This window comes from Pseudomonas monteilii (assembly GCA_001534745.1).
Taxonomy (GTDB): Bacteria; Pseudomonadota; Gammaproteobacteria; order Pseudomonadales; family Pseudomonadaceae; genus Aquipseudomonas; species Aquipseudomonas alabamensis.
In genome coordinates this window covers 4,638,556-4,652,309 of record CP013997.1, presented here as the reverse complement: position 1 = coordinate 4,652,309, position 13,754 = coordinate 4,638,556, and the positions used below count along the sequence as shown (strand labels likewise).

Below are 13,754 nucleotides of genomic sequence, written 5' to 3'. Positions count from 1 at the left end.
CTTTTCGCACAGGACGCCCGTCCTAGAGCCTGCGAATTCAGTTTCAGTTAAGTTTACCCCGGTAGCGTAGGAAATCAGTCCGAAGCGACTGTGATTTTTGCCGTGAACGTGTCATCCAAGATCTGCATGGCCTGCATACATCACCGGTAAAATGGACTTGCCCACCTATCGTCAAGAGGATGAATCATGCCCGTCAAGGACCCATCCAAGCCGGCTCCGACCGTACCGGTCGAGAGCGCCGATGCCGCCCTGAAGCAGATCGTCGACGGCTTCCTGCGCTTCCACCACGAAGTGTTCCCGGAGCAGGAGGCGTTGTTCAAGAAGCTCGCCACCGCCCAGAAGCCGCGCGCCATGTTCATCACCTGCGCCGATTCGCGCATCGTGCCTGAACTGATCACCCAGAGCTCGCCCGGCGACCTGTTCGTCACCCGCAACGTGGGTAACGTCGTTCCCCCCTATGGCCAGATGAATGGCGGCGTCTCCACGGCGATCGAATACGCCGTGATGGCACTCGGTGTTCATCACATCATCATCTGTGGCCACTCCGATTGCGGTGCCATGCGCGCGGTGCTCAACCCGCAGTCGCTGGAGAAGATGCCGACCGTCAAGGCCTGGTTGCGCCATGCCGAAGTCGCCCGTACCGTGGTCGAGGACAACTGCTCCTGCGGTACCGAGCATGAAAGCATGCAGGTACTGACCAAGGAAAACGTCATCGCCCAGCTGCACCATCTGCGCACCCACCCCTCGGTCGCTTCGCGCCTGGCCGCAGGACAGCTGTACATCCACGGCTGGATCTACGACATCGAGACCAGCCGTATCGAGGCCTACGATGCCACCACCGACAGCTTCCTGCCGTTGGGCGAAGGCGACACCGTGCCTTGTGCCACCCCGAGAGGGCGCTACTGAGCGCTCCTGACACGCTGAACCTCTTCTGCTGACCGGCCGCCCTCCTGGGCGGCCTGGTCTTCACTGCCTTGAATCTTCCGAACAGCCTGCCGACGACCTTGGCGGTCGACGCCTGCGCGCCGTTTGGAAACCCGTGCCCATGACCGCTGGAAGGGTCGAGAGAAACGAGAAAGGAGCAACACGGTGAACATGACACAGATGAAAGCGGCCCTGCCGCGTGAGCTGTTGGCGTCGATAGTGGTCTTTCTGGTCGCCCTGCCCTTGTGCATGGGCATCGCCATCGCTTCGGGCATGCCGCCGGCCAAAGGGCTGATCACCGGCATCATCGGCGGTATCGTGGTGGGCTTTCTGGCCGGCTCGCCCCTGCAGGTGAGCGGGCCGGCCGCGGGCCTGGCAGTCCTGGTCTTCGAGCTGGTGCGCCAGCACGGGATCGCCATGCTGGGGCCGATCCTGCTGGTGGCAGGCCTGCTGCAACTGCTGGCCGGTCGCCTGCGCCTGGGCTGCTGGTTCAGGGTCACGGCGCCGGCCGTGGTCTACGGCATGCTGGCCGGGATCGGTGTGCTGATCGTGCTTTCCCAGGTGCATGTGATGTTCGACACGGCGCCGCAGCCTTCGGGCATGCAGAACCTGCTGGGCTTCCCGTCCACGCTGGCCACCGCATTGCCGGTGGAGCACGGCAGCGGCGCCTGGCAAGCGGGCTTGCTGGGACTGGGGACCATCGCCCTGATGTGGGGTTGGGAACGTTGGCGGCCGCAGCGCCTGCGCTTCGTCCCGGGCGCCTTGCTCGGGGTGGCCACGATGACAGTGATCAGCATGCTGCTGGCGTTGCCGGTCAACCGTGTCGAGGTGCCGACCGACCTGTCGCAGGCCATCGACTGGCTGCGCCTGGACGATCTGTTCAAACTTGCCGATCCCAGCCTGCTGATGGCGGCCGTGGCGCTCGCCTTCATCGCCAGCGCCGAGACCCTGCTGTCGGCGGCGGCCGTGGACCGCATGCACAGCGGGCCGCGGTCGGACTTCGACCGCGAGCTGTCGGCGCAAGGTATCGGCAACATGCTGTGCGGCATTCTGGGTGCCCTGCCGATGACCGGGGTGATCGTGCGCAGCTCGGCGAACGTGCAGGCCGGTGCCAAGACGCGGGCGTCGGCGATCCTGCACGGCGTCTGGCTGTTGGCGTTCGTGGTGGTGCTGAGCAGCGTGCTGCAGCAGATTCCGGTGGCCAGCCTGGCAGGCGTGCTGGTCTATACCGGCGTCAAGCTGGTGGACTTCAAGGCCCTGCGTGGCCTGCAGCGCTATGGTCGCTCGCCGGTGCTGATCTATGCCGCGACCGCCTTGGCCATCGTCTTCAGCGACCTGCTGACCGGCGTGCTGCTGGGCTTTGCCTTGACCCTGCTCAAGCTGGCCTTCAAGGCGGCGCGGCTGAAGATCAACCTGGTGGACCTGCCAGAGCCTGGGCACAAGGAGCTGCGGTTGAGTGGCGCGGCCACCTTCCTGAAGGTGCCTGCCCTGACCCAGGTGCTGGAAAGCGTGCCGGCGGGTACCACCTTGCACGTACCCCTGACCCACCTGAACTACATCGACCACGCCTGCCTGGAGCTGCTCGAGGACTGGGGTCGGGCGAACAAGGCGATGGGGACCCGGCTGATGATCGAGCAGCGCGGACTGAAACGCCGGACCGAAGGACGGCTGCGCACGGCCGCACGGGCATGAGCCCCCTCGTCGATTGAGAGCGCCTGGCACCCTGACACGTGTGTGCAGGGTGTCAGACCTGATTGGCAGGGTCAGTCTTCTTCGACCACTGTCAGTCTGGGCGAGCCGGGCCAGGTGCCGGTCAGGTTCAACGTCCGGGTTCCGCCTACCCACTGGCTCAGCGGCGTGTTCCACTCCCGTACGTGCACCTCGTTGGGGCCCAGGTTGACGAATTCGACGATCACCTTCAGCCGGGTGGCCGAGAGTGGGATGTCGGTGAAATTGGCCGAGCTGCCACCCAGTACCGTGGTCGCTCTTTCCACGCGACCCTTGGGTGTGTCATAGCTGACATTGACCTTGGCAATGTAGGTCGTGGCCGAGCTGGCCTTGCTGTCGACGTGCAGCTTCAAGCTGCCCAGCTTGGCGATCCAGTTGGGCATGAGCAGCCGGCTGCCGGCGAACGAGGCGAAACCATAGGCGATCGGGATGGGCTGCGTGGCGACTTCACCGCTCTTGGCCGGCAGGGTATGGGATTCCACGGCTGCGCTGTCATGGGACAGGATGAAGCTGGCCTTGCCACTGCCGACGATGCCTTTGTCGCCAAGCAAGGTGTTCAGGCCGCTGGCCGTCCCGGACAGCGAGAACTTGGCGTTCTTCTTTTTCGCCCCGGCGTTGATGCCACTGCTGGCATAGATGACGTTGGTCACGACGCCGAACCCCTCGGAAATACCGTGATCGGTAGCCATGCCCACGCTTTTGGCCTGTTCCTGGAGCCAGGCGTACTGTTGCTCGATCAAGGCCAGGTCGCTCAGGCGCTGTTCGGAGTGCAGTGCGAACTCCGAAGCGATCGATGCCTCGTTTTCGAACAGCCACTCCACGGTGGTATCGGGCTTGACCTGCACCCCCGTGGCGGGGTCCAGGACGGTACCGCTGACCGTGGCCTGGGTTTCACGACGGTGCACGTCCTTGGAGCTGATCTCCCATTTGCGGCTCTGCACGACGGTCAGGGTATCGACCTTGGGGAGTGCGTCCTTGACCAGCGTGAACTCCCCCGTGGTCGGGTCGACGATGCCGACCGCGCCAGGTTGAATGATCGGGTTCAGCGCCCAGTTGCCCCACAAGGTGGAACGACTGCCACGCAGCAGGTCGGTGAAAAGACGATTCCAACGGATTGCCATGAGTGTGTCTTCCTGTCTGGTTGAATAGGCCATCGCACGATGGCCTCCAGACGCTAACAACCCACATCGGACCGGCGTCAGCAGGAGCCTCTTCCCGGAACGCCGCGCCCTGCAGGCCCTCAGTGCAGCGTGCCGAGGGTCAGGTCGACATCCAGCTGACGCGACAGGCAAGGCCAGCGCTGCCAGGCGGCGCCTGTGGCCGGGCTGCTCAAGGCAGCGCGGTAGCGCTCGACCGCGTCCACTGCGAAGGTGTCCTCGTCGAGCAGCTGGTCCAGCGAATGGTGCACCACCTCGTCCAGCCGGTTGGCGAACGTTTCGCCGATCAGCTGATGGGCGATGAGGTTCGCCACGGTCGTGTCCAGCGGAATCAGTGGCTGCTGGAAGTGCCGGATGTACAGGTCGTTCACTTCCTCGACCAGGCGATGGGCGAGGTAGGCTTCATCGAGCAGGCCGTCGAGGCCGACGTGATCGTCGAGGCATGCAGGCGGTTGGAGAAAGTAGGCTTCGGCGATCTTCAGCACGGGCTTGATCTGCGCCTCGATGCCCGCCTCGCGCGACACGGCATGGGCGGCTTGCAGCAGCTCAGGTACCTGTTCGATGTAGGCGCTGACGAAGCGCGCCAATGTGCCCGGGGCATCCTGTGCAGGGAGTTGAATGGCACGGTGCAGGTGGGGCACTTGCTGCCCCAGGCGCAGCCGAAGCTGGCCGGTACGGTCTTCGTGTTGGTGGGCAAGGGTGATCTGCTCGCGCAATGCGGCGATGTTCATGGTGACTCCGGGGCAGGTATTACACAGGGAAGACACTAAATTAGCTTGCTGGGCGCGATAGCTAAGATGGAATTGTTATAGATTGTCATATTTATGGCGCCAACTGGCATATGACCTAGCAGGTATCGATAGAGTGCCCCAATGGGCATAGGGTTTTACCCAGGCATGTCGAACGAAGCCGGTTGCATCCCGTGCTGCAAAACCCTCACCCTTGCAGCCTGCAATCCCTCTCCGAATCCAGGTCTCCCCGCGCCATGACCCGCACTCAGAAAACCGTCTTCACCCTCTTCGGCCTGCTGGCCTTGATCGTCTGTGTCTTCGCCGTCCGTTTGACCGGTGGTGGTCAGGCCAGCACCACCGAACTCGCCCAGGCCGGGATCATCCTGTTGCCCCAGGGCCGTGACCTGCCGCCGTTGCAGATGGCCGATCAGCACGGCCGACCGGTCGCGCTGGACCAGTTGAAAGGCGCCTGGTCGTTGGTGTTCTTTGGCTACACCTACTGCCCGGACATCTGCCCCACTACCCTGGCACAGCTTCGACAGATCAAGCGCCAGCTGCCGCAACGGACGGTCGATCGCCTGCGGATCGTGCTGGTCAGCGTCGATCCGGCACGCGACACCACGGCGCAGCTCAAGCAGTACCTCGCTTATTTCGACAAGGACTTTCTCGGCGTGCGGGGCTCGATCGAGGACACCCGCACCCTGTCGAACGCACTGAGCATCCCGTTCGTTCCGGCCGACACCCGGACCCCGGGCTACACCGTGGATCACAGCGGCAACCTGGCGATCATCGGGCCGGATGGACGTCAGCGCGGATTCGTGCGTGCGCCGTTCGACACGGACAAGCTGGTGGCGCGTCTGCCGGGGCTGGTGGAGGGGGAATGATCGGCCTGGGCCGAGCCGCCCTTGGCAGGCGGCTCGGAAACCCTGGCGCTCGGGCACGACGGGCGTCGTGCCGCGGGGGTCAGAAGGCGGGAACGACCGCGCCCTTGTACTTCTCGTTGATGAATTGCTTCATCTCGGGCGAGTGCAGGGCCTCGACCAGCTTCTTCATGGCCTCGCTGTCCTTGTTGTCGGGGCGTGCGACCAGGATGTTCACGTAGGGCGAGTCGCTACCCTCGATGACCAGCGCATCCTTCTTCGGATCGAGCTTGGCTTCCAGCGCATAGTTGGTGTTGATCAGCGCCAGGTCCACCTGGGTCAGCACGCGCGGAATGGTCGCGGCTTCCAGTTCGCGGAACTTGAGGTTCTTGGGGTTCTCGACGATGTCCTTGACGGTGGACAGGATGTTGCCATTGTCCTTGAGCTTGATCACGCCCGCCTTGTCCAGCAGCAGCAGGGCGCGCCCACCGTTGGTGGCGTCATTCGGGATCACCACGGTGGCGCCAGACGGCAGGGCATCCAGGCTCTTGAGCTTGTCCGAGTAGGCGCCCAGAGGTTCCAGGTGCACGCCAGCGACGCTGACCAAGTCGGTGCCCTTGGCCTTGTTGAACTCGTCCAGGTACGGCTGGTGCTGGAAGAAGTTGGCGTCCAGACGCTTTTCCGCCACCTGCACGTTCGGCTGGATGTAGTCGGTGAACTCCTTGACCTTCAGTTCCACGCCCTCTTTGGCCAGCTGCGGCTGGACGAACTTGAGGATTTCGGCGTGCGGCACCGGGGTGGCGGCGACCGTAAGGGTCTCGGCCTGGACCGAGAAGGCCGCGACCGCGGCGGCGATAGCAAGCAGCTTTTTCATTGACACTCCTTAGAGAGAGCCTTCTCGGCTCTCGACCGACCGGGTTGGGTTCACTTGCGAGAGAAATGCACGACCAGCCTGTCACCGATGCTCTGCAGCACCTGCACCAGGATCAGCAGCAGCACCACGGTGACGACCATGACATCGGTCTGGAACCGCTGGTAACCGAAGCGGATGGCCAGGTCGCCCAGGCCGCCGGCACCGACCACGCCGGCCATGGCCGTGTAGGACACCAGGGTGATGGCAGTGACGGTGATCGCGGCGAAGATGCCCGGGCGCGCTTCCGGCAGCAGTGCATGGGTGATGATCTGACGTGTCGTCGCGCCCATCGCCTGGGTCGCCTCGATGATGCCACGGTCCACTTCACGCAGCGCCGTCTCGACCAGCCGGGCGAAGAACGGTGTGGCGCCGACGACCAGCGGCGGGATGGCCCCGGCCACGCCCAGCGAGGTGCCGGTGATGAGCACGGTGAACGGGATCATCACGATCAGCAGGATGATGAACGGTAACGAACGCAGGACGTTTACCACCAGCGACAGCAGCGCGTAGACGCCTTTCTGTTCGAACATCTGCCGAGGGCCGCAGAGAAACAGCAGCACACCCAGCGGCAGACCCAGCAGCACGGTGAAGAGCAGCGAGCCGAACAGCATGATCAGGGTATCGACCGTGGCCAGCCAGATCTCGGCCCAGTCGACGTTGGCGAAGAAATTCAGGGCGTCCATCAACGCAATACCTCCATATGCACGTCGGCGGCCGTGAAGCGGTCGAAGGCCGCATCCATGTCGCCACCGGTCACGGCCAGCGTCAACTGCCCATAGGGAACGTCTTTGATTCGGTCGATGCGTCCGGCAAGGATGCTGTAATCGACCCCGGTCTCACGGGCGACGGTGCCCAGCAGGGGGGCGTAGGTGGCCTCGCCCTGGAAGGTCAGGCGGATGATGCGCCCAGGCACATGCTCGAAGTCGTCGCGTTGCTCGCCTTCGTCGACCTGTTCGTCTTCCTGCACGAAGCGTCGGGTAGTCGGGTGGACCGGATGCAGGAACACGTCGGCCACGGCACCCTGCTCGACGATACGGCCGGCGTCCATCACCGCCACGCGGTCACAGACCCGGCGGATCACGTCCATCTCGTGGGTGATGAGCACGATGGTCAGCTTCAGCTCGCGGTTGATCTCGGCCAGCAGTTGCAATACCGACGCCGTGGTCTGTGGATCGAGGGCGCTGGTGGCCTCGTCGCACAGCAGGATCTTGGGCCGGGTGGCCAGGGCTCGGGCGATGCCCACGCGCTGCTTCTGCCCGCCGGACAGTTGCGCGGGGTACTTGCGGGCGTGGTCGGCCAGGCCGACCCGGGCCAGCAGCTCGTTCACCCGCTGGTCGATCTCGCCACGTGACAGCTCACCCGCCAGGGTCAGCGGCAAGGCCACGTTGTCGGCGACGGTCTTGGAGGCCAGCAGGTTGAAATGCTGGAAGATCATGCCGACCTGCTGGCGGAAGCGCCGCAGCTGGTTGGCATCGAACGCCGTGACGTCTTCGCCATCGACGATGATGCGGCCGCCGGTCGGCGCCTCGAGGCGGTTGATCAGACGCAGCAGCGTGCTCTTGCCCGCGCCGGAGTGGCCGATCAGGCCATAGACCTGGCCATCCTCGATGACCAGCTGGGTCGGCTGAAGCGCCGGAATGTCCCTGCCGCCAACGCGGTAGGTCTTGTGAACATCTTGAAACTCAATCACTTAGCGAACCTTGTGGGGCGCATGAATGGAGGTCGGCGGTGTGCCGGGTGGCGCATTTTAGCCTTTTCCGTGAGGCGTTCTTAGCATTTATTTGAGGTCGAACCTCGGGCGTTGGCATAACGCGACGGCTGGCAAGTCCGACGGAACGCTTGCACGGCCTCATCAGTCACTAGCTGGACAACGTCCCGATGGGCGGCCTGAATACTGATGGGGAGAGCCGAAAATGGCCAGCAAGCATACGGATACACCCAAGCACAGCGAACTCGCCGGCACACAGACGCCGGACCGTGCCAACACCAATGAGAAACTGCAGACGCTCGAAGCGTTCCGTAGCGATGCCACTGGCCAGGCGCTGCGCACCAACCAGGGCGTGAAAGTCTCGGACAACCAGAACACGCTCAAGGCCGGTGCACGCGGGCCCTCGCTGCTCGAAGACTTCATCATGCGTGAGAAGATCACCCACTTCGACCATGAGCGCATTCCGGAGCGCATCGTCCACGCCCGTGGTACCGGTGCCCACGGCTACTTCCAGAGCTACGGCAACCACGCCGAGCTGACCAAGGCCGGCTTCCTGCAGGATCCGGAGAAGACCACGCCGGTCTTCGTGCGCTTCTCCACGGTGCAGGGGCCTCGTGGCTCTGGCGATACCGTGCGTGACGTACGCGGCTTTGCCGTGAAGTTCTACACCGACGAAGGCAACTTCGACCTGGTCGGCAACAACATGCCGGTGTTCTTCATCCAGGATGCGCTCAAGTTCCCGGACTTCGTGCACGCGGTCAAACCCGAGCCGCACAACGAGATCCCGACGGGCGGCTCGGCCCACGATACTTTCTGGGACTTCGTCTCGCTGGTGCCGGAGTCGGCCCACATGGTCGTCTGGGCCATGTCCGACCGCGCCATCCCGCGCAGCCTGCGGATGATGGAAGGCTTCGGCGTCCACACCTTCCGCCTGATCAACGCCGAGGGCGTGGCCACCTTCGTCAAGTTCCACTGGAAGCCCAAGCAGGGCGTACACTCGGTACTGTGGGACGAAGCCCAGAAGCTGGCGGGCAAGGACACCGACTATCACCGTCGCGACCTGTGGGAAGCGATCGAGACCGGCGACTACCCCGAGTGGGAGCTGGGCGTGCAGATCGTGCCGGAAGCCGACGAGCACAAGTTCGACTTCGACCTGCTGGACCCGACCAAGATCATTCCTGAAGAGCTGGTGCCGGTGACGCCCCTGGGCAAGATGGTGCTCAACCGCAACCCGGACAACTTCTTCGCCGAGATCGAGCAGATCGCCTTCTGCCCCGGCCATATCGTGCCCGGGATCGACTTCACCAACGACCCGCTGCTGCAAGGGCGCCTGTTCTCCTACACCGATACGCAGATCAGCCGCCTGGGTGGGCCGAACTTCCACGAAATCCCGATCAACCGTCCGGTTTCGCCCAACCACAATGGCCAGCGCGACGGCATGCACCGCATGACCATCGACAAGGGTCGCGCTGCCTACGAGCCGAACTCGATCGACGGCGGTTGGCCGAAGGAAACCCCGCCGGCGGCACGCGACGGTGGTTTCGAGACGTACCAGGAGCGTGTCGACGCCCGCAAGGTGCGTGAGCGCAGCGATTCGTTCGGCGATCACTTCTCCCAGGCACGCCTGTTCTACAAGAGCATGAGCCCGAACGAGCAGCAGCACATCATCAAGGCCTACAGCTTCGAGCTGGGCAAGGTCGAGCGCGAATACATCCGTGCCCGCCAGGTGAACGAGATCCTCGCCAACATCGACCTCGACCTGGCCGCTGCCGTGGCCGAGAACCTGGGCCTGCCGGCACCGACCCAGGGCACGGTCAACGTCAAGGAGCCGGGCAAGGCTGAAAAGCCAAGCCCCACCACCTCGCCTGCCCTGAGCCAGATGAACCATCCGGGCACCGTCGGCATCAAGGGCCGCAAGATCGGCCTGCTGGTGGCCAACGGTGTGGACGGCGCCAGTGTCGATCGTCTGGTCAAGGCCTTCGAAGCCCAGAGCGCCCGCGTGTTGCTGCTCGGCCCGTCCTCGGCGCCGGTGAAGACGGCCGATGGCAAGCAGCTGCCGGTGGACGCGTCGATGGAGGGCATGCCGTCGGTGATGATCGATGGTCTCTGGGTACCGGCAGGCGATGCAGCCCTGAAGGCCCTGGCCGCCAGCGGCCTGGCCAAGCACTACCTGCTGGAGGCGTACAAGCACCTCAAGCCGATGGGGCTGGCCAGCGGCGCCAAGGACCTGCTCGACAGCCTGGGCCTGCAGCAGGACAAGGGCCTGCTGCTGGGCGATGACCAGAAGACCGTGGATGCGTTCGTCCAGGTATTGCTGGAGCACCGCGTCTGGGATCGCGAGGCCGCGGCCGAAGCCATCCCGGCGTAACGAACGAAGCGCCGGCCGCATTGAGCGGTCCGGCGCTTCGACAGGCTGTTTCTGCAGTGGCTGCCCTTGGGCGGCCACTGTTCGTTTATGGGCCGCGTGCGGTGCGCAGTACGCTGGGTTCTCTCATGAACGTCCGCCCGCCGCCTCGCAGGGCGACTTACTCTGGGCACACCACACAAAGACCGGCTGTCACAGACCTGTGGGAGTCCGCCTGCCGCCTTAGCGCCGCGCTGTCGCGCAGAGAACATGGCGATAGCTGGCATGGCTAGAGGCTTTATCTCTGATCGATTTCTGGGGCCGCTTTGCGGCCCATCGCGGCACAGGGGCCGCTCCTACACCCGTAGCCCCACTGCGGCGTTGTAGGCTATCACTGCCCCCTGTGGGAGCGGGCTTGCCCGCGATGGCGACTGGTCCGGCACCGCCTGTCTTGCAGGCAGGCCCCAAGGGGCTCGTTCAGCAAAGAGTCCCCCTGCCCTTACTGCTGGTGCGGCACCAATACCACCTGCGCTGGCAATGCACGCTGGATCTCATGCCGCTGACGCAACGCAAAATCGGCATCCATCTGCGCCACGCGCTTGCGCAGCAAGGTCTTGAGCCAGGGCGCATCCTGCTTGCGGGGCACCTGGAACACCACCTCGCACTGGTAATTCACCACGTCGGCCGCGATCGCGTCGAGCTGGCGGCGCATGGCCTGGATATCGGTGGTTTCCAGCGCGATCACGGTGCTGGGTGCGGTCGGGTCGATCACGCGGGCCTTGGGTTTGGATTCGGCCGCCTTCAACGCCGCTTCGGCCTTTTCCAGCTCGACCTTGCGCGCATGCACCAGGGCGCCATTGGTGCCGCCGGTCAATGCCGGCGCCTGTGGCATCAGCGTACGTGCCCGGGCCAGGGCCGTGGCGGCCGCATTGACGTCGCCCTTCTGCAGGACGATCTGACTGCGTTGCAGGTAGGCCTCGGCCAGCTGCCGCTGGAAGGACTCCAGACGTTCGTCGTCGGGTGCCTGCGTTTGCAGGGTGCTCAACTGATCTTCCGCGGTGGCCAGCTCGTTGCGGGTGATGCTGTCCTGCAGTTGCTGCCAAGGGTCGGCTTGCGGCGGCACGGCCGGAGGCTCCGTCGGCGCATGGGAACACGCTGCCAGTAGCAGCGAAAAGACGGCAAGGAGCAGATAACGGGTAGCGAACGGCTTCATTCCTGCGACTCTCTGATTGCGCAAAAAAGCGAGCAAGTCTACACCCAGGTACACACGCTCGGGAACAGGTCTTGTTGACACAGGCGCGGAGGAAAGGTTGCAGGGCGCGCCAGGCGCGCTCCGCTTATCGCTTGGGCAGCGCCAAGCTCAACAAGAATAGCACCGCTGCACAGACCACGATCGAGGGCCCGGCCGGGGTGTCCTTGAACCAGGACATCGCCAGCCCGCCACAGACCGCGACGATGCCCAGGACGCTGGCGCCCAGCGCCATCTGCTCGGGCGAGCGGGCGTGGCGTTGCGCCGTGGCGGCAGGAATGATCAGCAGCGAGGTGATCAGCAACACGCCGACGATCTTCATGGCCACCGCGATCACCACCGCGATCAACAACATCAGGGCCAGGCGCAGTCCGGCGACCGGCAAGCCTTCGACCCTGGCCAGCTCTTCGTGCACCGTGACCGCCAGCAATGGACGCCACAACACGACCAGCAACAGCAGCACCAGCGCACTGCCTCCCAGGATCCAGCCCAGGTCGGTCGGGCTGATCGCCAGCAGGTCGCCGAACAGGTAGGCCATCAGGTCGATGCGCACATCGTGCATGAAGCTCAAGGTCACCAGGCCCAGCGACAGCGTGCTGGGCGCCAGGATACCCAACAGCGTATCGGACGCCAGGGGCTGGCGTTGCTGCAAGGTGACCAGGGCCAGCGCCAGCAGCAGGCAGCCGACGGTCACCGCCAGCGTGGGGCTGACGTCCAGCGCGAAGCCCAGCGCCACGCCCAGCAGCGCGGCATGGGACAGGGTATCGCCGAAATAGGCCATGCGTCGCCAGACCACGAACGAGCCCAGTGGTCCAGCCACCACGGCCAGGGCCAGTCCCGCAAGCAGGGCATACAGTAGAAAATCAGCCATGCTTGCAATGGTCTCCATGAACGTGGGGCGCAGGCGTGATGACCGAACCATGCAGGTCATGGCTATGGTCGTGATGATGGTGATAGACAGCCAGGCTGGGTGCATGATGGCCGAACAGCTCGACGAAGGCCGGATCACCGCTGACCTGCTCGGGATGGCCGGAGCAGCAGACGTGCCGATTCAGGCACACCACCTGGTCGGTCGTGCTCATTACCAGGTGCAGGTCGTGGGAGACCATCAGCACGCCGCAGCCGTAGCGATCACGCAGCCGAGTGATCAGACTGTACAACTCGGACTGCCCCGCCACGTCCACGCCCTGTACCGGCTCGTCGAGCACCAGCAGCTCCGGCTTGCGCAGCAGCGCCCGGGCCAGCAGCACACGTTGCATTTCGCCGCCGGACACCGTCTGGATCGGGCTGTCGATGGTCTGCTGGGCACCGACTTCGCGCAGCGCCTCCAGCGCGGCCGCCCGGTCCACACCGGGCACCAGGCGCAGGAAACGCAGCACCGACAAGGGCAGCGTAGGGTCTACCTGAATCTTCTGCGGCATGTAGCCGATCCGCAGGCGTGGCCGCCGCCAGACCGTGCCGCGGTGCGGCTTGAGCAGGCCGAGCACGCTGCGCACCAAGGTGGTCTTGCCAGCGCCATTGGGGCCGATCAGGGTGACGATCTGGCCGGGTGCGACGCTCAGGTCGATGGCGTCGAGCACCACCTCGCCGGCGAACGTGACGCCGACCTGATCGAGACGGATGAGCGCCTCGCTCATGCCGCGCTCCGGCAGCTGGCGCAGATGCCGACCACTTCCACCGTCTGCCCTTCGACCGCGAAGCCCACCGCCTTGGCGCTGCTGACGATGGCACCGCTGATGCTTTCCTGCTCCAGCTCCAGCGCCACGTGACACACCCGGCAGATCAGGAACTGACCCTGGTGGGCATGTTCCGGATGGCTGCAGCCGATGAAGGCGTTGAGCGAGGCGATGCGGTGCACCAGGCCGTTGTCCAGCAGGAAGTCCAGGGCGCGGTAGACCGTGGGCGGTGCCGCGCGGCGACCGTCCTGCTCGCTCAGCACCGCGAGGATGTCGTAGGCCCCCAGCGGCTTGTGGCTCTGCCAGACCAGCTCCAGCACACGACGGCGCAGCGCGGTCAGGCGCAGGCCCTGGCGGGTGCAGATGGCATCGGCTTCAGAGAGCGCGCTGTGGACGCAGTGAGAATGGTCGTGGGGACGATGGGCCAGCGGCGTGATGGACATGGGGAGCGACGATTCCAGGCA

Annotated in this window: 13 protein-coding genes; 4 read left to right on the top strand and 9 right to left on the bottom strand. The window is 64.6% G+C overall.

Annotation, left to right across the window (positions count from 1 at the left end):
• Positions 1–186 precede the first annotated feature (186 nt).
• Both APT63_19800 and APT63_19795 read left to right on the top strand, forming a co-directional pair.
• On the top strand, positions 187–906 hold the full coding sequence (locus APT63_19800) for a carbonate dehydratase (protein AMA47689.1): 720 nt from the start codon (positions 187–189) through the stop codon (positions 904–906).
• A gap of 183 nt (positions 907–1,089) precedes the next feature.
• On the top strand, positions 1,090–2,616 hold the full coding sequence (locus APT63_19795; GenBank protein AMA47688.1) for a SulP family inorganic anion transporter: 1,527 nt from the start codon (positions 1,090–1,092) through the stop codon (positions 2,614–2,616).
• 71 nt (positions 2,617–2,687) lie between these two features.
• On the opposite strand, the gene APT63_19790 is transcribed toward APT63_19795, so the two are convergent.
• Complete coding sequence (locus APT63_19790; GenBank protein ID AMA47687.1) at positions 2,688–3,773, bottom strand: hypothetical protein; 1,086 nt, start codon at positions 3,771–3,773, stop codon at positions 2,688–2,690.
• Positions 3,774–3,892: 119 nt separating this feature from the next.
• The gene (locus tag APT63_19785) at positions 3,893–4,540 is read right to left on the bottom strand and encodes a hypothetical protein (protein ID AMA47686.1); all 648 of its coding nucleotides are present in this window, start codon (positions 4,538–4,540) and stop codon (positions 3,893–3,895) included.
• Positions 4,541–4,794: 254 nt separating this feature from the next.
• Between APT63_19785 and APT63_19780 the strand changes: the two genes are divergently transcribed.
• On the top strand, positions 4,795–5,424 hold the full coding sequence (locus APT63_19780) for a cytochrome c oxidase assembly protein (GenBank protein AMA47685.1): 630 nt from the start codon (positions 4,795–4,797) through the stop codon (positions 5,422–5,424).
• A gap of 79 nt (positions 5,425–5,503) precedes the next feature.
• On the opposite strand, the gene APT63_19775 is transcribed toward APT63_19780, so the two are convergent.
• The 3 genes from APT63_19775 to APT63_19765 are packed head-to-tail and all read right to left on the bottom strand — an operon-like array spanning position 5,504 to position 8,003.
• Entirely contained in the window at positions 5,504–6,274 is a 771-nt protein-coding gene (locus APT63_19775; protein ID AMA47684.1) for a methionine ABC transporter substrate-binding protein, read from the bottom strand.
• 50 nt (positions 6,275–6,324) lie between these two features.
• On the bottom strand, positions 6,325–6,996 hold the full coding sequence (locus tag APT63_19770; protein AMA47683.1) for a metal ABC transporter permease: 672 nt from the start codon (positions 6,994–6,996) through the stop codon (positions 6,325–6,327).
• The gene (locus APT63_19765) at positions 6,996–8,003 is read right to left on the bottom strand and encodes a methionine ABC transporter ATP-binding protein (protein AMA47682.1); all 1,008 of its coding nucleotides are present in this window, start codon (positions 8,001–8,003) and stop codon (positions 6,996–6,998) included. Before APT63_19765 ends, APT63_19770 begins: the two co-directional genes overlap by 1 nt.
• A 223-nt stretch (positions 8,004–8,226) precedes the next feature.
• Between APT63_19765 and katE the strand changes: the two genes are divergently transcribed.
• On the top strand, positions 8,227–10,389 hold the full coding sequence (katE, locus tag APT63_19760) for a catalase HPII (GenBank protein AMA47681.1): 2,163 nt from the start codon (positions 8,227–8,229) through the stop codon (positions 10,387–10,389).
• 475 nt (positions 10,390–10,864) lie between these two features.
• Here the strand turns inward: katE and APT63_19755 are convergent, their stop codons facing one another.
• From APT63_19755 to APT63_19740, 4 genes are all read right to left on the bottom strand, one after another.
• Positions 10,865–11,578: a hypothetical protein gene (locus tag APT63_19755; GenBank protein AMA47680.1), complete on the bottom strand. Its 714-nt coding sequence runs from the start codon at positions 11,576–11,578 to the stop codon at positions 10,865–10,867.
• A 124-nt stretch (positions 11,579–11,702) separates the two neighbouring features.
• Positions 11,703–12,485, bottom strand: a complete 783-nt coding sequence (locus tag APT63_19750; protein ID AMA47679.1) for a hypothetical protein — start codon at positions 12,483–12,485, stop codon at positions 11,703–11,705.
• Positions 12,478–13,251 (bottom strand): zinc ABC transporter ATP-binding protein, encoded by a 774-nt coding sequence (locus APT63_19745; GenBank protein ID AMA47678.1) that lies wholly within the window; start codon positions 13,249–13,251, stop codon positions 12,478–12,480. Before APT63_19745 ends, APT63_19750 begins: the two co-directional genes overlap by 8 nt.
• The gene (locus tag APT63_19740) at positions 13,248–13,733 is read right to left on the bottom strand and encodes a Fur family transcriptional regulator (GenBank protein AMA47677.1); all 486 of its coding nucleotides are present in this window, start codon (positions 13,731–13,733) and stop codon (positions 13,248–13,250) included. The genes APT63_19745 and APT63_19740 overlap by 4 nt, the downstream gene beginning before the upstream one ends.
• Between the last annotated feature and the right edge of the window lie 21 nt (positions 13,734–13,754).

What these genes read in the sequence shown, in the direction of transcription:
- APT63_19790 (AMA47687.1), bottom strand. Translation starts at nt 3,773, where the DNA reads ATGGCAATCCGTTGGAATCGTCTTTTCACCGACCTGCTGCGTGGCAGT.
- APT63_19800 (AMA47689.1), top strand. Translation starts at nt 187, where the DNA reads ATGCCCGTCAAGGACCCATCCAAGCCGGCTCCGACCGTACCGGTCGAG.
- APT63_19750 (AMA47679.1), bottom strand. Translation starts at nt 12,485, where the DNA reads ATGGCTGATTTTCTACTGTATGCCCTGCTTGCGGGACTGGCCCTGGCC.
- APT63_19740 (AMA47677.1), bottom strand. Translation starts at nt 13,733, where the DNA reads ATGTCCATCACGCCGCTGGCCCATCGTCCCCACGACCATTCTCACTGC.
- APT63_19785 (AMA47686.1), bottom strand. Translation starts at nt 4,540, where the DNA reads ATGAACATCGCCGCATTGCGCGAGCAGATCACCCTTGCCCACCAACAC.
- APT63_19745 (AMA47678.1), bottom strand. Translation starts at nt 13,251, where the DNA reads ATGAGCGAGGCGCTCATCCGTCTCGATCAGGTCGGCGTCACGTTCGCC.
- APT63_19780 (AMA47685.1), top strand. Translation starts at nt 4,795, where the DNA reads ATGACCCGCACTCAGAAAACCGTCTTCACCCTCTTCGGCCTGCTGGCC.
- katE (AMA47681.1), top strand. Translation starts at nt 8,227, where the DNA reads ATGGCCAGCAAGCATACGGATACACCCAAGCACAGCGAACTCGCCGGC.
- APT63_19770 (AMA47683.1), bottom strand. Translation starts at nt 6,996, where the DNA reads ATGGACGCCCTGAATTTCTTCGCCAACGTCGACTGGGCCGAGATCTGG.
- APT63_19775 (AMA47684.1), bottom strand. Translation starts at nt 6,274, where the DNA reads ATGAAAAAGCTGCTTGCTATCGCCGCCGCGGTCGCGGCCTTCTCGGTC.
- APT63_19755 (AMA47680.1), bottom strand. Translation starts at nt 11,578, where the DNA reads ATGAAGCCGTTCGCTACCCGTTATCTGCTCCTTGCCGTCTTTTCGCTG.